Origin of the sequence: Streptomyces sp. NPDC053431, from assembly GCF_044544925.1 — a bacterium.
Lineage (GTDB): Bacteria > Actinomycetota > Actinomycetes > Streptomycetales > Streptomycetaceae > Streptomyces.
On the sequence record NZ_JBITXX010000006.1, the window covers coordinates 276154 to 297435 of the forward strand.

Genomic DNA, 21282 nt, shown 5'->3' on the forward strand with positions numbered 1-21282 from the left:
GGACGCGACCGTGGCGGCGGCCGTGAACGCCGGGGCGAGCAGGCCCGGGCTGCGGGGCCGCGAAGACGAACGGGAGCGGCTGCGCGCCCTGGTCGAGGCCTTGCGCGCCGGCGAAGGAGGCGCGATCGCGCTGCTCCTGGGCGAGCCGGGGATCGGGAAGACCGCACTGCTGCGGGAGACCGCCGCGCTCGCACGGGCCCACGGGTGCCTCGTCGGCGAGGGACGCGCGGAGGAGTTGCACGAGCTGGCTCCGCTCGCCTCCCTGGCGTCCGGCCTTCTGCAGGGCGACCCGCCCCTGCTGTCCGGCACGGACTTCGCGCACCTCGCGGGCCACCACGACCAGCGCATCTGGCTCGTGGAACGGCTGGCCCGGCTGATCGAGGAACGCTCGGCCGGCACGCCGGTGCTGATCGCGATCGACGACGTCCAATGGGCCGATCCGCTGAGCCGGTTCGCCCTGACCGTCCTGCCGGCACGGCTGCTCGGCTCCCCGGTCCTGTGGCTGCTCGCGGGCAGGGAGGACCCGGGCCTGTACGGGGAAGGGACGCGGCCGCGGACGACGACCCTTCCGCTGCGACCGCTGTCCGACGCCGCCCTCGCCGAGCTGGCCCGCGACATCCTCGGCGACGACGTGCCGGAGCGGGTCACGGAACTCCTCGACGGGGCGGGCGGCAATCCCTTCCTCGCGGCCGAGATGCTCATGGGCATCGCCGGGTCGGGCCCGGACGGGCCGGAACCGCCCGAGCGGCTGGTCCTCGGCGTGCGCGGGCGGCTGGCCGCCCTCCGGCCGGACACCCTCCACTTCCTGCGGATCGGCTCGGTCCTCGGCCGCGCGTTCACGCTCGCCGACGCCGCGGCCCTGTGCGGCAGGCCCGCCTCCGGTCTCCTCGCCGAACTGGACGAGGCCGTCACCGCCGGGCTCCTCCACGACGACGGCGAACGCCTCCTCTTCCGCCACGACCTGCTCCGCCAGGCGGTGTACGCCGACCTCGCACCCTCGGTACGCCGGGCGCTGCACCGGGAGGCCGCGAGCCGGCTCGTCACCGCGGGCCGGAGCGCCGTCGACGCGGTCCCGCATCTGCTGAAGAGCGCCGAACCCGGCGACCAGGAGGCGATCGCACTGCTCGGCACGGCCGCCACGGACGTGATCGCCGTGATGCCCGACCTCGCCGCCGACCTGGCCGTGCGCGCCCTGGAACTCGTACCGCCCCATACGCCCATGGTGTTCGACGTGGGAGAACGGGCCGTCGTCGCGCTGACCCGCGCGGGCCGCTACACCCAGGCACGGCAGACCGGCGACGCGCTGCTGGCCCGACAGCCGTCCCTGGACGTCTTCGCCCGACTGCAGTCCGTGCTGGGCGACACGCTCTGGCACCTCGACGACGTCCACGAGCTGACCCGTCGCTCGACGGCGGCGCTGGCCGCCGTCACCGACCCGGCGATCCGCGCCCGGCTGACCGCGCGTCAGGCCCTGGCCCGGTCCCGCGGACGCGATCTCGGGGCCGCTCGCGAGACGGGCGAACGGGCGCTGGCCGAGGCGGAGCGGGCCGGTGACCGGGAGGCCCGCGTCCTCGCGCTGTGGGGTCTCGGCGAGATCGCCCTCAACGCGGGCGACTGCGCCGCGGCCGTCGAACACCACACGGCGCTCAGCGTGTTCGACACGGCCTTCCTGCCCGAGGAGGTCGTCGCCCGGATCCACATGGACGACTTCGAGACCGTAAGGCGACTGCTGCGGACGGCAGGCGACGACCCCCTGCGCCCCGCCATGCTGATCTGGGCCCAGGGAACGCTGAACCTGGGGCTCGGCCGACTCGACGACGCGGACGCCGACCTCGTCACCGCCGAACGCCTCGAAGCGGACCTCCATGTGCCCGGCAACCTGGTCAACATACGGGTCAACCGCGGCCTTCTGGCGATGCTGCGCGGCGACCGCGAAGCCGCCCGGGAGCACCTGGAGGTCGTGCGGAGGGCCGTGACCGCGCGGCCCAACACGGGCAACCACGCCACGCACCGGTACTTGGAGGCCGTCGTCGCCGACGCCCGCGGCGAGCACGCGGCGGCGGCCGAACAGCTCCGGTCCGTCCAGCGCGACCACCCCTTTCTGCGGTGGCGGCTGCTGCGGCCCCACGTCGTCCAGGCCGTGCGGATCGCCCTGCGCGCCGGTGACCGGACCCTGGCCGAGGACCTCGCGGCCCAGGCGGCCGAACACGCCGCCCGCAACCCCTCCGTGCCGACCGCACAGGGGACGGGCGCTCACGCGACCGCCCTGGTGAACGCCGACCGGGACCTCCTGGAACGCGCGGTCCGTGTCCTCCGCACCGGCCCCCGGCCGCTGCTCCTCGCCGCCGCGTCCGCCGACCTCGGGCGCGCGCTCCTGACGGCCGGCGACCCCGCCGCCGTACCCGCCCTGACGAAGGCCTACGAGACCTACGAGCGGGCCGGGGCCGACGCCGAGGCGAACCAGGTGCGGGCCGACCTGGAACGGGCCACGGCCCGCTCCGGCCGGCGCACCGGAGGCCTCCGGCCACGCCCCGGCCAGGGGTGGGGCGCGCTCACGGCCTCGGAACGCAAGGTCGCCCGGCTGATCGCCGCGGGGCACACCAACCGGTCGGCCGCGACCGACCTCCTCGTCTCCCCGCACACCGTCAACACCCATCTGGCGTCGATCTTCCGCAAGCTCTCGGTGCATTCGAGGGTCCACCTGGCCCGGATCGTGCTGGCGGAGGACGAGGCGGAGCCGCTCACCGCCGACTGAGCGGGCTTTGCGCGCCCGTGCAAGGAGTGGTGCGCCGTACGCCAACAGGCGGCGCCCGGCGGGTCCTAGCGTGACGGCATATCGCGCCGCGTCGACGCGCGGACCAGCCGACCCGAATCGAGGAAGCGAACCATGCCTTACATCACCGTGGGCCAGGAGAACACCACCCCCGTCGAGCTCTACTACGAGGACCACGGCACCGGGCAGCCGGTCGTCCTCATCCACGGCTTCCCGCTCGACGGCCACTCCTGGGAGCGGCAGAGCGCCGCGCTGCTCGACGCCGGCTACCGCGTGATCACCTACGACCGGCGCGGCTTCGGGCAGTCCTCCCAGCCGACCGCCGGCTACGACTACGACACCTTCGCGGCCGACCTGAACACCGTGATGGAGACCCTCGACCTGAACGACGCCGTCCTGGTCGGCTTCTCCATGGGCACCGGCGAGGTCGCCCGCTACGTGTCCACGTACGGCTCCGGCCGGGTCGCCAAGGTCGCCTTCCTGGCCTCCCTCGAGCCCTGCCTGCTCAAGAGCGACGACAACCCCGACGGGGTGGCGCCGAAGGAGTTCTTCGACGGCGTCGTCGCCGCCGTCAAGGCCGACCGCTACGCCTACTACACCGCCTTCTTCAACGACTTCTACAACCTCGACGAGAACCTGGGGAGCCGGATCAGCGAGGAGGCCGTCCGCAACAGCTGGAACACCGCGGCCGGCGGCGGCTCCTTCGCCGCGTCCGCCGCGCCGGCGACCTGGTACACCGACTTCCGCGCCGACATCCCCGCCGTCGACGTGCCGGCCCTGATCCTGCACGGCACCGCCGACCGCATCCTGCCGGCCGAGGGCACCGCGCGTCCCTTCCACAAGGCCCTTCCGTCGGCCGACTACGTGGAGATCGAGGGCGCCCCGCACGGCCTGCTGTGGACCCACGCCGAGGAGGTCAACTCGGCCCTGCTGGCGTTCCTGGCGAAGTGACGCCGCACCGTCGACCCCTCGGGTGACGCCGCCGCGCCGTCGGCCCCTCGGCTGACTCCGTCGCGGGCTCCGGCCCCTCGGTGCGGCCGGAGCCCGCGGCATCGGCCGCCGGAGCGGGTCGGGACGGGTGTCACCGACCTGCGCATCGACCGGGACGGACTGCGGTCCGGGCGACGGCGGGGGGATACTGATCCGCCGTACCGCACGTGGACCGAGCCCGTCCCGTGCGGCCCCAGGCCGGCGGAATGAGCGTGAACCGAGTGACGACAGGGACCGTGTCCGAGGAGCTCGACGGCGTGCGGGCCCCCGTCCGCGGCAGGGACGCGGAACTGGCGTTCGTCGAGTCGCGGCTCGACGCGCTCGACCGAGGCGAAGGCGGGATCGTCCGCGTCGAGGGCCCGGTCGGCATCGGCAGGTCCAGGATCCTCGCCGAGGCCGCGGTGCTCGCGCGCCGGCGCGGTACGAGGGTGTTCCACGGAGCGGCGGACCCCGACGAGCAGTTCGTGCCGCTCGGCCCCCTCCTGGAGGGCCTGCTCTCCGGCGCCGATCCGCTGTCGGACGCAACCCGTCTCCGGGACCTGGCCGCGACACCCGGTCAGCGGTTCTGGCTGCTCCAGGAACTGGGGGACCGCCTGGAGGAGGCGGCCCGGGTCGGGCCCCTGCTCGTCCTCCTCGACGACCTCCAGTGGTGCGACGACCTGACCCTGCTCACCTTTCACACCCTCGCCACCAGGCTCTCCTCGCGGGCGATCCTGTGGATCGTGGCCGTGCGCGGCGGCGGTGTCCCGCCGGGCGTCCGCACGACCCTGGACCGGGTCCGGCAGGCGGGCGCGTACGAACTGCCGCTGGCGGCGCTCGGGGACCGGGCGAGCGCGCGGATCGCGGAGGACGTCCTGGGCGCGGTCCCCGGCCCGGACGTCCTCCGCGTCGTCCGCCGGGCCGACGGGGTGCCACAGCTGTTGGTCGAGCTGCTCGGCTCGCTGCGGGAGGAGGAGGCGGTGACGATCGAGAACGGCACGGCCGGGCTGCCGGCCGGACCCCCGGCCCCACGGGAACTCCCCTCGGTCGGGCGCCGCCTCGACCAGCTGTCCGACGAGGCCCGCGAGCTGGTGCGGACGACGGCCGCCGTGGGCCGCCCCGTCACCGTCGCGCTGCTCGCCGAACTGCTGGGCAGACCCGCTGCGGCGCTCATCACAGCGGTGCGGGAATCCCTCGACGCCGATCTGCTCGCCGAGACGGGCGACCGCCTCGCGTTCCGCCACGAACTCGTCCGCGAGGCGGTGGAATCCGGCCTCCCCCTGTCCCTGCGGCAGGCACTGCGTCGTCAAGCGGCCGAGCCGCTGCTGCGGAAAAGCGTCAGGGGCCCGGCCGTCCCGGCCGTCCCGGCCGTCCCGGCCGGGCAGCCGGCCGGAAGACGCGCTCCGAGCGACGCGGCGGAGGCCGACCGGCTCCGCACCGCCGCGGCGGAACGCGCGGCCACCGCACCGGGGCCCGCCGCGGAACTCAGCCTCAGGGCCCTGGAACTCACCCCGGCGGACGCTCCGGAACGGCCCCGTGTCGTCGCCGAGACGATTCCGCTGCTGCGGCGGACGGGCCGGACCGCCCGGGCACATGAGCTGGGCGACGCGGCCCTGGCGGCCGGCGGACTCGCATCCGAGGACGAGGCGCGCATACGCCTCGCCCTGGCGCGCGTGGCCGTTCGCACCGACTTCTCCGAGGCGGTCCGGCAGGCCAGGGCCGGCGCCGCGCTGCCCGGGATCCCCGTCGCCCTGCGCGGCCGGCTGCTCGCGCTGCTGTCCCTCGGCCTGTCGATGGCGGGCGAGTACGGGGCGGCCGGTCGGGCCGCCGCGGAGGCGATGGAGACCGCCGAAGCGGCGGGGGACCTCACCATCAAGGCCACCGCGCTGACGGCCGAGTCGGTCGTGCGCTTCCACCAGCTGGACTGGACGGCGGCGTTCCGGCAGGCGGACCGGGCCGCGGCCCTGACCGATGCCCTGGGCGGCGGCTTCTCGCCGGAGCTTCCGGAGGCGCTGTGGCACGCGTGCCTGTCGAACGCGGCCGGCCGTACCGCGGAAGCGCTCGCCGCCGCCGAGGACGGCATCCGGAGGGCCGAGAGCCAGGACCGGACGGACGCCGCACGCCTGTGGCTCATGACCCGCGCCCGGGTGCTCCTGGACGCCGGACGGCTGAAGGAGGCCCGGGCCGACGCCGAAGCCGCGTCCACGGCGCCCGACGATCTCGGCACGGGCGGCCTCGCCGACGTCATGCTCCGGTACGTGACGATGCGCCTCGCCCTCCAGAGCCACGACCAGCAGGCCGCACGGCGGTGCGCGGCGGAGGCCAGGCGCATGCGGAAGGACGGCGCGCCGGCCGTCCGCGCCGTCGGCTCCTGGATGCTGGCGCTGATGGGCGACTTCGAGGGCCGGCCCGACCGCGCCATGGCCGAACTCGACGAGGCCGTGCCGGATCCCACCGAGGATCTGCCGGTCTTCGTCGGCGGGCTCGACCCCGCCGACGCCCCCACGCTCGTCCGTATCGCGCTGCGCGCCGGCGCTCACGAGCGGGCCGCGCAGGCGGTCGCCGCGGCCGAGCGCCGAGCCGTGCTCAACCCCGGCCTCACCTTCCTCGCCGCTACCGCCGCGCACGCCCGGGGGCTTCTCGACAACGACCTCGACCACCTCGTGCGAGCGGTCCGGCTGTACGAGGACTGTCCCCGGACCACCGCCCGGGCGTCGGCCCTGGAGGACACCGGGCGCAAGCTCGCCGCGACCCGTCGGCACGAGGCGGTGCCGTACCTCGACGCCGCCCTCTCCCTCTACCTGCGGGCAGGCGCCGAGCGCGACGCCGCCCGCGTCCGCCGGCGCCTGCGGGCCGCGGGGGTCCGCCGACGGCCCTCGGCGGCCGGAGACACCGGGGAGTGGCCGGAGCTCACCGCGGCGGAGGTGCGGGTGGCGCGGCTCGTGGCCCAGGGGCTCACCAACCATCAGGTGGCCGAGCGCCTCTCCCTCTCGCCGCACACGGTGAGTTCGCACCTGCGCCGGGCCTTCACCAAGCTCGACATCGGCTCACGCGTGGAGCTGGCCCGGCTCGTGGAGCGCCGCGACAGCGGAGCGTAGTCGCTTCGTATCCCACGCGGGCGTCAGGGCAATGGACGATTCGTGCGATGTGCCGAGGTCGTCGCTTCCTCAAAATGATCAAGAACTGCGGAACGGAAGAAGTCCGCGGAGCACCGTTGGTCGAGAGAGGAACAGCGCATGACCGCACGGCCCCAGCGAGCCCGCCCTGGCAGCCCGGAGCTCCAGGCGCTCGTCGACGAACTCGCGGAGCGGCTGGGCCGGTCCGTCGCCGTCGACGACCCGCTGGTCCGCATGGTCTGCACGAGCCGCCATTTCGGGGACGAGGACCCGGTACGCATCGGCACCCTGCTGCAGGGCCGGGCCGACAACGCGGCCATCCGCCACGTCCTCGCCCAGGGCGTCACCCGGTGGTCACGACCCGGGTTCATCGACGGCCGCGACGACCTCGGGCTGCTGCCCCGCTACGTCGTGCCGCTGCGCGAACGCGGGCACCTCCTCGGGCTGCTCGTGGTGGTCGTCCCCGAACGGGCGCTGGGCGAGCCGGAGACCGCAGCCATCGCCCGGGCGGCGGACGCCGTTTCCGCCCAGATGTACGGAGAGCACATCGCCGCCGACTCCCGGAAGACGGACGAGCGCGAGCTGGCCCTGGAACTCGTCGGCACCGACCTCGCCGCCCGCACCGCCGCCCGCCGAAGGGGCAGGGAACTCGGGCTGCTCGGGGCGGCGGAGCACGTCCTGGTCACCGTCGTCCAGTTGAGCTGCGGAACGGAGCTCGTACGGCAGTCCGAGGCAGCCCTGTGGGGGGCGTTGGAGGGATTCCGGCAGACGCGCTCGGCCCAGGGCCTCATCGCGATCGGCAAGGAACGGGCGATGCTGCTCCAGCTCCGCGACCGGCCACCCGGCCCGGACGAGGTCGCCGCCCAGTCCGCTCGCATCCTCGACGAACTCCGCACCTTCCTCGACCCGTCGGCGGACCCCGTGATCGGCGTCGGCGGGCGGCACCCCGGCCTGCTCGACGCCTCGACGTCGTACGAGCAGGCGCTCGTGGCGGCCCGGGCGGCCCGCCGACTGCCCGCCCTGAAGAACGTCGGGGACTGGGACCTGCTGGGGGAACTCGCCGTGCTGCTCCAACTCCCCGAGCACGCCCTCACCATGTCCCTGATCCCGAAGCCGCTCCGCACCCTGGCCGAAGCTCACGGCGGCGATCGCCTGCGGGACACCCTGCGCTGCTTCCTCGACCACGCGGGATCGATTCCGAGGACCGCGGACGCGTTGGGAATCCACCGCACCTCCCTCTACTACCGCCTGCGCCAGATCCAGCAGATCACCGGACTCGACCTCGACGACGGCGCTCACCGGCTCACCCTGCACCTCGGCCTCAGGATCGGCGAACTCCTCGCCCCGGGCGACGGCGTGGCCGCCTGACCCCGGACCCGCTTCGACAGAGCGAGGAGGATCGGCGGCCCGATTCCTACAGCTCGCGGTGGTGGCGGCAGGCGGCCCCGTTCGATGATGTCCAGCACCGGCAGGCGTGGGAAAACCGCCTGCGACCAGGGAAGAGGCCATGAAGGAACTGATCACGACGGACGGCGTACGGCTCGCCTACCGGGACACCGGCGGCGAGGGCGTCCCGCTGGTGATGCTGCACGGCTGGGGGCAGACGCAGGCGATGTTCCGCCACCAGGTCGAAGGGCTCGCACCCGGCCGCCGCGTCGTCACCGTGGACTTCCGCGGCCACGGCGAGTCCGCCAAGCCGCGACACGGCTACCGCGTCGCCCGCCTCTCCAGGGACGTGCGGGAACTCGTCGACCACCTGCGCCTGGAGCGCTTCGACGCACTGGGCTGGTCCATGGGCGTCTCGGTGTGGTGGAGCTTCGTCGACCAGTACGGCACCGGCCGGATCCGGCGTCTGGTCGCCGTCGACCAGCCCGCCGCCGTCGCCGCCGTACCGTGGATGACCCGGCGGGAACAGCGGGACTCCGGCGCCCTCTTCGACGTGTCGGGGCTGCTGGAGCTCGGCGCCGCGCTCGCGGGGCCGGAGGGCGACACGGTGCGCGAGGCGTTCGTGCGAGGCATGTTCTCCGGCGAGCCGGACCCCGAGCTGCTCGCCTTCGTCGCCGAGCAGATCAGGTCGACACCCGCCCACGCCGGCGTACCGCTGCTGTTCGACCACTGCGCGCAGGACTGGCGCGACGTGCTTCCCCGGATCGATGTGCCGACCCTGGTCATCGGCTGCGAGGGGAGCCATGTGCACCCCGACGCCCAGCGCTTCGTCGCCGAACAGATTCCCGGCGCGCTCCTGCACGTCTTCCCCTCCGACGTGGCGAACTCTCACTTCCCCTTCCTGGAGAACCCGGTGGCCTTCGACGCCGTGGTGGAGAGGTTCCTGGCGGAGGAACCGGCGAGCCCGGCGTAGCCCGTCGTCCGCCCGCACGAACCGTAGAGCTTGGAGTCCCCATGACCCTCTCACTGATGTCACGCGTGCCCGAGCGGGCGGGTCGGCGAGCACCCGATCCGGCCTCGCCCTCGTCCCCCTCGGGACGGCTGGTCCAGGTGCTCTCCGAGATGCCGGCCGCCGACGACCGGAACCACGTCTACCTCGGCGTCCACGTCCGAGGGCCCGTCACCGTCGTCCAGGAGCGTGCCGGAACCGTCCTGGAGCCGAACGACCTGGTCTTCTGCGACCCGGCCCGGCAGCACCTGCTGCACTTCGGCGAAGACTGTCAGATGATCTTCTTCCGGATACCCCGCTGCTATCTGGGCGTCACGGAGTCCGAACTGAGGCGGCTGCTCGGCGTGCCCGTACGCGGCGGGGAGGGGCTCGCGGCGCCGGTGTCGCACTTCCTGACCGCGCTCGCCGCCACGGCGGAGTTCCGCCAATCCACGATCGGCGACCGGCGCGCCCGGACGGCCCTCCATCTCCTCTCCGCCCTGGTCATGGAGCTCCTAGACCCGGACACCACGGACGAGGCCGCCGGCGCGCCCGGGGCCGCCGACGAGATGCTGTCCCGGATCCGCGCCCACATCGAAGAACACCTGGGGGACCCCGACCTCTCCCCGGAATCGATCGCACGCGCCCACCACATCTCGGTCCGGTACCTGCAGAAGCTCTTCCAGAGCGACGGCAGCACGGTGAGCCACTGGGTGCGGCAGCGCAGGCTCGAGGCGTGCCGGATCGAGTTGGGCCGGTCCCACCGGAGATTCACCATGGCGGCGATGGCCCACCGCTGGGGCTTCAGCAGCCCCTCGCATTTCAGCCGGACGTTCCGGGGGGCGTACGGCATGAGTCCCAGCGAATGGCAGGCGCTGGCGACCTCGGCCTTCGGCCCGACGGCCGCCGACGCCCGGCACGAGCGAAGGCGATGAGACGCGCGTGCGCCGTCATGCCACCGCGGATGCGCGCACGGACAAGAGGGGCCGTCTCCCCGGCTCTACCGTGAGTAACAGCAGCGCGGGCCTCGTACCGACCTCCCGGACCGCGCCCCCCTCCGCCGTGACGCCGGCCACCGGCGCACGACGCGACATTCCCTCCCTCGCGGCCCGACACCGAGAAGAGAACCGCCATGACCACCCCCACCGTCGTCCTCGTGCACGGTGCCTTCGCCGACGCGACAGGCTGGATAGGCGTCATCGCGGAACTGCGGGCCGGCGGGATCCCGGTGATCGCCCCGCCCAACCCCCTACGGGGCCTCACGTCGGACGCTGCCTACCTCTCCTCCGTCCTCGGGCAGATCGACGGCCCCGCGGTCCTCGTCGGGCACTCCTACGGCGGTGCCGTGATCACCGTGGCCGGCGCGGCGGAGAACGTCGTCGGTCTCGTCTACGTGGCCGCCTACGTACCCCACGAGGGCGAGAGCCTCGCCGAGTTGCAGGGGCGCTTCCCCGAGCCTCCGCTGACGGGCAGCCTCAGGGAGTGGACGTACCCGCTCCTCGACGGCGACTCCGCCGTCGAGGTCACCATCGAGGAGACGGCCTTCCCCTTCGTCTTCGCGGGGGACGTGACCGAGGACGTCGCCGGCGTCCTGGCCGTGGCCCAACGCCCGCTCGCCACCGCCGCCTTCACCGAGACGGCGGCAGCGGCGGCATGGCGGACGAAGCCGTCCTGGGCCCTGGTGGCCGGGGCCGACCGCACGATCAGCCCCGAGGTCCAGCGCTACGGCGCCGAACGGGCCGGAGCCGTCGTCGTCGAACTTCCGGACGCCTCGCACGCCGTCCCGCTGTCCGAGCCCACCCGGGTCGCCGACCTGATCAGGGACGCGGTACGTGCGACGAGCTGACGGCGGCCCCTCCGGAAGGCGGGTGCCGCCATGCGCGGCGACCGCGGAGGAGCGGCCGGGCACGGCCGGCGCCCTTACCGGCCCCGGCGGCACGCGGGTGGCCGACACGCCGCGCGGGGAGCGGCCGCCGCGGATCTGCTCGGCGTCGGACCGTCTCGGTGCTCTGTGCGGGTGGCGCCTCACGAACACGGGCGAACGAAAGCCGCGGTCCGTGGGTACGGATGGGAAGTCGTCCCCCGTCCGACCGAAGCGAGGAAGATCTCATGGACCCGTCCCCCCACCGCGACGAGTCGGCGGATGTCATCGTCATCGGCGCAGGCCCCGCCGGTTGCAGCGCCGCCTACCACCTGGCCCGGGCGGGACACGACGTTCTGCTGCTCGAGAAGGCCACCTTCCCCCGTGACAAGGTCTGCGGGGACGGCCTCACACCCCGTGCCGTCAGGGAGATCCTCGGCATGGGCGTCGACGTGGCGGGCGACGGCTGGGTCCGGACGCGCGGCCTGCGGGTCCACGGCTCCGGCACGGCGGTGGAGATGCCGTGGCCCGTCGTCGCGTCCTACCCCGACTACGGGCTCGTACGGACCCGGCAGGACTTCGACCGACTGCTCGCCCGGCAGGCCGTGGCCGCCGGGGCGCGTCTCCTCGAAGGGACCAAGGTCACCGCGCCGGTCCTCGACCCGGCCACCGGCCGCGTCAACGGCGTCGTCGCGCACCGGGACGGCCTCCCCCGCACCTTCCGCGCGCCCCTGTTGGTCGCCGCCGACGGCGCGTCGAGCCGACTCGCCGTCGCCCTCGGGCTCCACCAGCGCGCCGACCGGCCCATGGGCGTGGCCGTACGCCGCTATTACACGTCCCCCCACCGCAACCGGGACCACCTGGAGGCCTGGATCGACCTCGAGACCCGGGACACTCGCGGGCGGGCCTCCATGCCGTTCGGCTACGGATGGATCTTCCCCGTCGGCGACGGCGCCTTCAACGTCGGTCTCGGCACCTTCCACATCGGACGCCGGCCCGACGTCGACCACCGGCGGCTCTTCCGGCAGTGGACCGCGCGCCTCCCCGCCGACTGGCACTTCGACGAGGAGCACGCCACCGGCCCGCTGCGCGGCGCCCCCCTGCCCGCCGGCCTCAACCGGCGCCCCCAGTACACCCGGGGCCTGCTCCTGACCGGCGACGCCGGCGGAATGATCAATCCGCTCAGCGGCGAGGGCATCGACTACGCGATGGAATCCGGCCGCCTGACCGCGGAAACGGTGACCCGCGCCCTCGCCCGCCCCACCGCCCACGCCCGCGAGGAGGCCCTGCTGCGCTACCCCGAGGCCATCCGCGAGGCCTACGGGCGCTACTTCACCGTGGGGCGGCTGGTCGTGCGGGCCCTCAACCACCCCCGGGTCATGCGACTCGTCGCCACCCACAGCCTGCGGCGGCCCGTCACCCAGCGCTTCATGTTCAAGCTCTGGGCCAACCTCACCGACCCCCACAGCCCCGACGCCCTCGACCGCGTCCTCACCGCCCTCCAACGCGCGGTGCCGGCGGCCTGACCCCGACCGGCAACCGGTTCCGCCCACGCCCGCCCGCGTATCGCACACCACCACCGTCCGGCGGCCTCGACCTCGCCCACGCCCGCGCCACCCGTAGGAGTCGACCCGGGGCCGAAGGCCATGCCCGGCGGACCGATCCGGCTCGGGCCGCTCCTCACCCGGCCGTGCGGGTGGCTTCCTCGGGCGACGCCTCGCGTGCGGTGAGGTACGCCTCCAGTTCCGCGGCGCCGGCCAGCAGGGCCCGCCCACGGGCGGAGAGCCGACGGTGCCAGTCGGACAGGGCGGCCTCCAGCGGTTCCAGCCCGCCGGCCGCCCGCACCTGGGCGATCAGCGGGGCGATCTGCTCCAGCAGGTAGCCGCCCCGCCTGAGCTGATGGGCCAGCCGGGCGTCGCGTACGGCGGCCTCGTCGTAGACGCGGTACCCGGTCCGCGGGTCGCGGCGCGGGCGCACCAGTCCGGCGTGCTCCCACTTGCGCAGGGTCGCCGGTCGGATGCCGAGCCCCCGTGCCAGCGGCCCGATGAACGTCTCCCCCGGGCGAGAGGCGGCGACCGTCCCGGATGCCCCTGCCCCTGCCCCTGCGCCTGCCCCTGCGCCTGCCCCTGGACCCGGCGTCGGTTCCGGTGTCGGGTCCAGGTCGCCGAGGGCGCTTTCCACGGCCCGGAGGGTCCGGCGGTCGGCGAGGAGTTGGGCGTGGCTCTCGTCGACGAGGCGGAACGCCTCCTCGGCGGCGCCCTGGTTCACGGCCCGCATGATCGACGTCGCCGTCCGGTGGCCGTGGCCGGGAGCCAGGGCGAGGAAGGCGGACAGGGCCCGCGCGTGCAGCGCCGTGTAGGTGCGGTAGCCGTGGGGGGTGCGAGCGGCGGCCGGGAGGATGCCGGCCTCCTCGTAGTTCCTGATCGCCTGCGTGGACAGGCCGTGCCGACGCGCAAGATCCACCGGCCTGAGCCGCCTACCCGTTTGAAGGTTCCTCTCCATCGGACCGACGATAGCGCGGGCCAATGGCGGAAAAGTTTCAACCGAAGGTTCAACGATAGCGTTGAAGGCATGGCGACTGACATCAAGGACACCGCCCATGCCGTCGACGCCGCCTCTGTCATGAGGCTGCTCCGGGCCAGGTCCGGCACCCGACCCCGACTGCTCGCCCTGGGCGAGCCCACCCACGGCGAGGAGACCCTGCTCGACCTCCGCAACGAGCTCTTCCGGCAGCTCGTCGAGGAAGAGGGCTACCGAACGATCGCGATCGAGAGCGACTGCCTGGGGGGCCTGGTCGTGGACGACTACGTCACCCGGGGAACCGGCACACTGGACCAGGCCATGGAGCGCGGAATCAGCCACGGCTGGGGCGCCTTCGCGGCCAACCGCGAGCTCGTGCGCTGGATGCGCGCCTACAACGAGGACCGCCCCGCCTCCGAGCGGCTCCGTTTCGCCGGCTTCGACGGACCGCTGGAGATCACCGGCGCCGCCGGCCCCCGGCAGGCCCTCACCGCACTCCACCGCTACCTCTCGACCTGGGTGGACGCGGACCTGCTCCCCTGTACGGCCGAAACGCTCGACCGCCTGCTCGGCGCCGACGACCGGTGGACCGATTCCGCCGCGATGAGGGACCCGGGCCGGTCCGTCGGACAGGCGCCCGAGGCCGGTCGACTGCGGCTGATCGCCGACGATCTGACGGCCCTGCTCGACGAGCACACGCCACACCTGCTCACAGCGACCTCGCCCGACGAACTGGACCGGGCGCGCCTGTACGGGCGCACGGCCACCGGCCTCCTGCGCTACCACCACTGGATGGCCGACACCTCACCGGCGCGCCTGGCCCGCCTGGTGGCCGTACGGGACCACATGATGTCCCGCAACCTCCTGGCCCTCGCCGCCCGGGGCCCGGTGCTCGTCCACGCCCACAACTCCCATCTCCAGCGGGAGAAGAGCACCATGCGGATGGGCGGGAAGCCGCTGGAGTGGTGGAGCGCCGGCGCGCTGGTGGACGCCCGGCTCGGCGACGCGTACGCCTTCGTGGCCACCGCACTCGGCACCATCCGGCACCAGGGGGTCGACACCCCGCCGCCGGACACCCTCGAAGGACTCCTCTACGCGCTCCCCGACGCCCCCCACCTCGTCGACCCCGCGCGTCTGTCCACCGTGCTAGGGGACACGCGCCCCGCACGGCGGGCGTCCCCGTGGTTCGGCTACGCCCCGTTCGATCCGGCCCATCTGGCGGACACCGACGGCATCGTGTTCGTCAAGGACGCCCTGAAGGATTAGCGGGGTCGTCACCGCCGCGGCTCTGCTCCGCACCTGCGGATGAGGGGGCGGTGGACCGGCCCCCCCCCCGCCGGTTCGGCGCGCCCTGCCGCCCCCAGCGGGTTCGGCGCGCCCTGCCCCCCGCCGGTTCGGCAGCCCTGCCGCCCCCGCCCGGTTTGAAAGCGCCCCGCCGCCGGCCAATCTGTCAGGGAGCGCAGGAGACACCCGGAGACGGGGGACGCCGGGGGAGGGGAGAGCCGCGGTGACGGAACACGGCAGCCACGGGACACCGTCGGGTTGGCATCCGGCCACGCTGAGGACAGAGGACTGGCTGCTTCCCGTGCCGGACTCGCCAGGGGGCGGCATGCCGGCCGAAGAGGTCAACGCCCGCCTCTGGCGAGGGCCGGGCTTCGCCGTGCTCCGTGGCCTCGACCTCACCGGCCTGACCGCCCGGCAGTGCGTCGAGCTGTGCGCGCGCGTCGTCGGAGAGGTGTGCGCCCCCGCGGGCCTCCGTCTCCAGCGGTCGGCCAACGAACTCCTGACGGCGGCGACGGCACCCGCCGTACCGCGCATGCCGGAGCCGGGCGCCCCGGCACCACGCAAGGGCGACGAACAGCCGCTCCTGCCGCACATGGACCGCGGCGAGGGCCCACGGCCGCCCCGACTCCTGGCACTCCTGTGCGTCCGGCCGGCGTCCGCGGGCGGCGAGTCCCTGCTGGCCAGCGGCCCGGCCCTGCACGACCGCCTCGCCACCGAACGGCCGGAAGCCCTGCGTGAGCTCTACCAGGACTTCCACTTCGGCCGCGGCCCGGACTTCGACCGCGTCCGCCCCGTCTTCCACCTCGACGGCGGGGCGCTGCGGGTGCACTACAACCGCTACTGGATCAGGCGCGGCCAGGACGAGACCGGCACGCCCTTCACCGCACGGCGGCGCACCGCCCTCGAGGCGATGGACTCGCTGCTCCAGGACCCGGCCGTGGTGCTGAAGCTGCCCCTGCGCCGAGGAGACCTGCTCCTCGTGAACAACTCGGCCGTACTGCACGGCAGGACGCCGTTCGAGGACGGCGGTGCGCCGGGGTCCGAACGCAGTTACGCGCGCGTCTGGGCGGACTGATGTCCGCGGGGACGGAGACCCGCCGGCGGACGGGTCAGTGGAGGACCTGGAGGGCTCCGGGCAGCACGCGGGCCGTGAGGGGGAGGGTGGCCTCGACTTCGCCGTCGGCGCCGTACGGGACGGGGCGGTCGGCCTCGATGCGCACCTCCCTGCCCCGGACCACGCGTACTTGGGGGCGGTGGACGTGGCTGCCGGTGTCGAGCTCCTGCATGAGGGAGAAGAACAGGCGGCGCGGGGCGTCATGGATCATGACGACGTCCAGGAGGCCGTCGTCGACGCGGGCGTCCGGGGCGATGTGGCGGGCGGAGCCGTAGTAGCCGGAGTTGGCGGCCACCACGGTGTATCCGGTGTAGGCGTGCTCACGTCCGTCGACGGTGACGCGGTAGCGGGTCGGGCGCCAGGTGGTGATCGCGCGCAGGGCACCCGCGTAGTAGGAGGCGGTGCCCCGCAGCAGGCGCGCCTGGTTGGCGTGGCGGTTGGCGAGCGCGTCGATGCCGGCGTACAGGCTGCCGAGGACGACGGTGCGGTCGTGCACCGCGGAGGTGACCTCGATGGTGTCGACGGGGCGTGGCTCTCCGTCCAGCAGGAGGCGGGCGAGCTCGGCGGGTTCGGAGGGCAGGTCCAGTGCGCGCGCGAAGTCGTTTCCGCGGCCGGCCGGGACGAGGCCGAACACCGCCCCGGTGCCGCTGAGCGCGCCGCCGATGCCGCCGGCCATGCCGTCACCACCGACGGCGAGGACCACCCGCCCGCGCTCGGCGGCGACCAGCGCGAGCTCGCGGGCGTGCGTGAGGCTCCGGCTGTACTCGGTCTCGAGCGTGGCCCCCGCCTCCCGCAACAGCCGGGCGACCTTCAGCAGGGCCGCTGCGCCGGTGGCGCTGCCCGCGGTGGGGTTGACGACGGCCGTGAACTGTCGCATCTGATGCCTCCGGGCAGAGCGGTGGTGCCGGGCGGTTGAAGTGGGGGGAAAGCAGGTGGGAGGGGGTGCAGAGGGAGGGAACGGGGTCCGCGGGGTGCGGGGTGCGGGGTGCGGGGTGCGGGGTGCGCGGGGTCCGCGTGGTGCGCGGGTGGACCTGGTCCGCGGGCGGGGGTGGGTCGGGTGCCCGCGGACCAGGGAAGGGGGGGCCGGGCCGGGCTCCGAGCATCCGGGCCGGGCTCGGAGCGCCCGCCCGCGAGGACGGCCGGTCCGGGAGGACGGCCGGTCCGGAACGTTCCGGCCGCCGTCTCAGTCCGTCGGCAGCAGGACGCCCGGGTTGAGCAGCCCGTCCGGGTCGAGACGGTCCTTGACCGCGCGCAGGGCCGCGATGCCGAGCTCGCCGGCTTCGCGGACGTACCAGTCGCGGTGGTCGGTACCGACGGCGTGGTGGTGGGTGATGGTGCCGCCGGCGGCGAGGATGGCCTCGTTGGCGGCGTGCTTGGCGCGCGTCCAGTGCGGGACGGGGTCGTCGCTCTGGGCCGAGACCACGGTGAAGTACAGGGAGGCGCCGTTCTCGTACACGTGCGAGATGTGGCACATGACGAGCGGCGGGGTGCCCGCCTCGGTGAGCGTCGTGGTGAGGGCGTCGCGTACGGCGGTGTACAGGCCGGGGAGCCGTGACCAGTAGGCGGCGGTCTCCAGGGTCTCGGCGAGGGCGCCGGCGTCGAGCAGCGAGTCGCGCAGGTACGGGGCGGAGTAGCGGCCGTGGGCCCAGCGCTCGCCCGGCTCGGCGCCGGCGAAGGTGCCCCCGCAGGCGGTGAGGACGGCGGCGGCGCCCTCGCGGCGCTGCGCGGTGTCCTGCTCGGTGCCTTCGAAACCGACGATGGCGAGGCAGCCGGGGCTCGGCTGCTCGTCCCCGGAACCGGCGGCGGCGCCGATGGCCTCGGGCTGGGCGAGGCCGATGAGGGTCTCGGTCTCGTCGGAGAGGCGCAGCACGGTGGGGCGGGGCCCGTCCTGGGCGAGCGTGCGCAGGGCGGCCGCGCCTTCGGCGAAGGACGCGAAGCGCCACCCCTCGTAACGCCGCACCTCGGGGACGGGCCGGATGCGCACGGTGACGGCGGTGATGACGCCGAACGCGCCTTCGGAGCCGAGCATCAGCTGACGCAGGTCGGGACCGGCCGCCGAGCGCGGGGCGCGCCCGGTCTCGAGCGTGCCCTGCGGGGTGGCGAGGGTGAGGCCCAGGACCATCTCGTCGAAGCGGCCGTAGCCGGCCGAGGCCTGCCCGCTGGAGCGGGTGGCGGCGAAACCGCCGATGGTGGCCCACTCGAAGGACTGGGGGAAGTGGCCGAGGGTGTAGCCGTGTTCGGCGAGCAGCGCCTCCGCCTCGGGCGCCTTGAGGCCGGGCTGCAGCGTCGCGGTGCGCGATACGGGGTCGATGTCGAGCAGCCGCTTCATCCGCCGCAGGTCGAGGGCGACGAACCCGCCCCGCGCACGAGGCGCCAGGCCGCCGACGACGGAGGTGCCGCCGCCGAACGGGACGACCGCCAGACCGTGCTCGGCGCAGGCGCCGAGCACGGCGAGCACCTCCTCGTGGCCGTCGGGCAGGACGACGGCGGCCGGGGCGTCCGTGGCGACGTCGCCGGTCCGCATGCGCACCAGGTCCGGGGTGGACTTGCCGCGCGTGTGCCGGACACGGCTCTCCGCGTCCACCCGTACGCCGTCCTCGCGCCCGCCCACGGCCGCGAGCAGGGCCTGGTGGGCGGTGTCGTCCAGCGCGGGCAGCGGGAGGGCGATCTCCTCCAGCCGGGACGAGGCGGCGGTGAGCGGCTTGACGCCCAGCCAGTCGCGCAGCAGGCCGGTCACGGCCTCGGGCAGCGGCGTCGCCTTGGCGGGGTCGCCCCAGCCGTTGAACAGCATGTCCATGCCTGTCGTCCTCATCGGTCGTTTCGAGGGATGCGTCCCGAGAAGCTCGCGGGCGTGCCGTTCCCCGGTGAGTCCGGTCGGACCGAGCTCATCCGGTCGATGTCGCGCCGACCGCCGTAGCGAGGGGATGTGGCCGCCCCGCGGAGCTCCAGGGGCGTTACACTGTTACACATGACGCCCAACCGTCACAACCACTCGGTCCGCCAGAGCTCCTCCGACAACGACGCGGTCCTCGACGCCGTACGCGACTGCGTCATGGCCGTCGGAGTCCGCCGTACGACGATGACCGACGTCGCCCGCCGCGCCGGCGTCTCCCGCATGACGCTCTACCGGCGCTGGCCCGACGTGCGGTCGCTGGTCGGCGACCTGATGACCCGTGAGTGGATCGACGTGGCGACGGGCGCCATGCCCGCTCCCCGGCCGGGCAGCGCCACCCGCCCCCGGATGGTCGACGGACTCGTGGCGGGCGTCCGCGCCTTCCGCACGCACCCGCTCTTCCACAAGATCCTCGACGTCGACCCCGAGCTGCTCCTGCCGTACATGCTCGACCGGCGTGGAGCCAGCCAGGAGGCCCTGCTCGACCTGCTCACCGCCACCCTCCGCGAAGGACACGCGGACGGCTCGGTCCGCGTGACCCACGCCGAACGCCAGGCACGCGCCGTCCTGCTCACCGTCCAGTCCTTCGCGCTGTCCCTACGGACCATGACCGACGAGGACGACGACGAGCTGAACGGCACGGCCTTCTACGCCGAGCTGCACACCATCCTGGAAAGGATCCTCGCCCCATGAGCCCGACCAGCCCCACGGCAGCCGCACCGTCCGGCCCGAACGGCCCCACGGCGCCCGGACCGTCCCGCTCGACCGGCCCGACGGCACCCGCGACCACGAGCCCGGCCGGCCGGACCGCCCCCTCCGCGGCCGGATCCTCCCTCAACGCCGCCCGCCGGGCCCACGACCTGGCCCGGGCCACCGACGGCCGTACCGTCGACGTCCTGGTCGTCGGCCTCGGCGCGACCGGCGCCGGAGCCGCCCTCGACGCCGCCGCCCGCGGCCTCGACGTCGTCGCCGTCGACGCGCACGACCTCGCGTTCGGCACCTCGCGCTGGAGCTCCAAGCTCATCCACGGCGGCCTGCGCTACCTCGCCTCCGGACAGCTCGACGTCGCCCACGAAAGCGCCGTCGAACGCGGCATCCTGATGGAGCGCACCGCTCCCCATCTCGTACGCGCCCAGCCGTTCGTCCTGCCCCTGACCCCCATGGTCAGCCGCGCGCAGGCGACCCTCGCCTGGGCCGGCTTCCGGGCCGGCGACACCCTGCGCCTGGCCGCCCGCACCGCCCGGGCGACCCTGCCCGCCCCGCGCCGCCTGTCCGCCGCCGAGACGCGTCACCTCGCTCCCGCCCTGCGCCCCGACGGCCTGCGCGGCAGCCTGCTGTCCTGGGACGGGCGCGTGACCGACGACGCCCGCCTGGTCACCGCCCTGGCCCGCACCGCCGCCGCGCACGGCGCCCGGGTCCTCACCCGCGTCCGCGCCCTCGACCTCACCTCCACCGGCGCCCGGATCCGCGACGAACTCACCGGCGAGGAGGGCGAGATCCGCGCGCGCGCCGTCATCAACGCCTCAGGGGTGTGGGCCGGCGACCTCGTCGACGGCGTGCGCATCCGCCCCTCCCGCGGCACCCACCTCGTGCTGCGCTCCGAGCACCTCGGCCCGCTGCCCGCCGGCCTGCACATCCCCATCCCCGGCGAGACCAACCGCTTCGTGCTGGTCCTGCCCCAGGGCGACGGCCGGGTCTACGTCGGCCTCACCGACGAACCCGTCGACGGCGACATCCCCGACGTCCCGGAGGTTCCCGAGACCGACATCGGCTTCCTCCTCGACGTCCTCGGCTCCGTCCTCGACACCCCCGTCCACCGCGACGACGTGGTCGGCGCCTTCGCCGGCCTGCGTCCCCTGCTGGACACACCGCCCACCCGCCCCGGCGCCGCCCCGCGCACGGCCGACATCTCCCGCCGCCACGCCGTGCTCACCTCCTCCGTCGGCGTGACCACGGTCGTCGGCGGAAAGCTCACCACCTACCGCCGCATGGCCCAGGACGCCGTCGACGCGGCCGTCACCACCCACAACCTCTCGGCCGGGCCCTCGCCCACCGCCACCCTGCCCCTCGTAGGCGCCGCCGGTCCCCGCACCCTCGCCGCGATCCGCGCCCCGCGCCGCCTCGTCCAGCGCTACGGCACCGAGGCCGAGGCCGTCCACGCCCTCGCCGAGCAGGCCCCCCACCTCGCCGCGCCCCTCCTGCCGGGCCACCCCGTCACCGGCGCCGAACTCCTGTGGGCGGCCCACCACGAAGGCGCTCTCGACGAATCCGACCTCCTCGACCGCCGCACCCGCATCGGCCTGATCCCCGAAGACCGCGCCCAGGCCCTCGCCGCCGTACGCGAGATCATGGACGACGCCCTGCCGCGACCGAACTGA

The 21282-nt window shown here is 74.4% G+C and carries 15 protein-coding genes; 12 read left to right on the top strand and 3 right to left on the bottom strand.

Going from position 1 to position 21282, the window contains the following annotated elements; translation table 11 throughout:
* Positions 1-10: 10 nt before the first annotated feature.
* The 8 genes from ACIGXE_RS17815 to ACIGXE_RS17850 all read left to right on the top strand — a co-directional run bounded on the left by ACIGXE_RS17815 (position 11) and on the right by ACIGXE_RS17850 (position 12619).
* Complete coding sequence (locus tag ACIGXE_RS17815) at positions 11-2755, top strand: ATP-binding protein (protein ID WP_399748300.1); 2745 nt, start codon at positions 11-13, stop codon at positions 2753-2755.
* Between the two features lie 132 nt (positions 2756-2887).
* Positions 2888-3724, top strand: a complete 837-nt coding sequence (locus tag ACIGXE_RS17820) for an alpha/beta fold hydrolase (RefSeq protein ID WP_399748301.1) — start codon at positions 2888-2890, stop codon at positions 3722-3724.
* A gap of 245 nt (positions 3725-3969) precedes the next feature.
* Positions 3970-6840: a helix-turn-helix transcriptional regulator gene (locus tag ACIGXE_RS17825; RefSeq protein ID WP_399748303.1), complete on the top strand. Its 2871-nt coding sequence runs from the start codon at positions 3970-3972 to the stop codon at positions 6838-6840.
* Between the two features lie 138 nt (positions 6841-6978).
* Complete coding sequence (locus ACIGXE_RS17830) at positions 6979-8226, top strand: PucR family transcriptional regulator (protein WP_399748306.1); 1248 nt, start codon at positions 6979-6981, stop codon at positions 8224-8226.
* A 139-nt stretch (positions 8227-8365) separates the two neighbouring features.
* Positions 8366-9217: an alpha/beta fold hydrolase gene (locus ACIGXE_RS17835; RefSeq protein WP_399748308.1), complete on the top strand. Its 852-nt coding sequence runs from the start codon at positions 8366-8368 to the stop codon at positions 9215-9217.
* 41 nt (positions 9218-9258) lie between these two features.
* Entirely contained in the window at positions 9259-10167 is a 909-nt protein-coding gene (locus ACIGXE_RS17840) for a helix-turn-helix domain-containing protein (RefSeq protein ID WP_399748311.1), read from the top strand.
* A 197-nt stretch (positions 10168-10364) separates the two neighbouring features.
* The gene (locus tag ACIGXE_RS17845; RefSeq protein WP_399748313.1) at positions 10365-11078 is read left to right on the top strand and encodes an alpha/beta fold hydrolase; all 714 of its coding nucleotides are present in this window, start codon (positions 10365-10367) and stop codon (positions 11076-11078) included.
* 263 nt (positions 11079-11341) lie between these two features.
* Complete coding sequence (locus tag ACIGXE_RS17850) at positions 11342-12619, top strand: geranylgeranyl reductase family protein (RefSeq protein WP_399748314.1); 1278 nt, start codon at positions 11342-11344, stop codon at positions 12617-12619.
* Between the two features lie 154 nt (positions 12620-12773).
* On the opposite strand, the gene ACIGXE_RS17855 is transcribed toward ACIGXE_RS17850, so the two are convergent.
* On the bottom strand, positions 12774-13595 hold the full coding sequence (locus ACIGXE_RS17855) for a TioE family transcriptional regulator (RefSeq protein ID WP_399748316.1): 822 nt from the start codon (positions 13593-13595) through the stop codon (positions 12774-12776).
* A 69-nt stretch (positions 13596-13664) separates the two neighbouring features.
* Here ACIGXE_RS17855 and ACIGXE_RS17860 point away from each other — a divergent pair, with 69 nt between their 5' ends.
* On the top strand, positions 13665-14879 hold the full coding sequence (locus tag ACIGXE_RS17860; protein WP_399748318.1) for an erythromycin esterase family protein: 1215 nt from the start codon (positions 13665-13667) through the stop codon (positions 14877-14879).
* Between the two features lie 343 nt (positions 14880-15222).
* Positions 15223-15972: a TauD/TfdA family dioxygenase gene (locus tag ACIGXE_RS17865; RefSeq protein WP_399748320.1), complete on the top strand. Its 750-nt coding sequence runs from the start codon at positions 15223-15225 to the stop codon at positions 15970-15972.
* 34 nt (positions 15973-16006) lie between these two features.
* On the opposite strand, the gene ACIGXE_RS17870 is transcribed toward ACIGXE_RS17865, so the two are convergent.
* Entirely contained in the window at positions 16007-16888 is an 882-nt protein-coding gene (locus tag ACIGXE_RS17870; RefSeq protein WP_399748322.1) for a YegS/Rv2252/BmrU family lipid kinase, read from the bottom strand.
* Between the two features lie 306 nt (positions 16889-17194).
* On the bottom strand, positions 17195-18808 hold the full coding sequence (locus ACIGXE_RS17875; protein WP_399748324.1) for an FAD-binding oxidoreductase: 1614 nt from the start codon (positions 18806-18808) through the stop codon (positions 17195-17197).
* 171 nt (positions 18809-18979) lie between these two features.
* Here ACIGXE_RS17875 and ACIGXE_RS17880 point away from each other — a divergent pair, with 171 nt between their 5' ends.
* Positions 18980-19597, top strand: a complete 618-nt coding sequence (locus tag ACIGXE_RS17880) for a TetR/AcrR family transcriptional regulator (protein ID WP_399748326.1) — start codon at positions 18980-18982, stop codon at positions 19595-19597.
* Positions 19594-21282, top strand: coding sequence for a glycerol-3-phosphate dehydrogenase/oxidase (locus ACIGXE_RS17885; RefSeq protein ID WP_399748328.1), 1689 nt, complete (start codon positions 19594-19596; stop codon positions 21280-21282). The genes ACIGXE_RS17880 and ACIGXE_RS17885 overlap by 4 nt, the downstream gene beginning before the upstream one ends.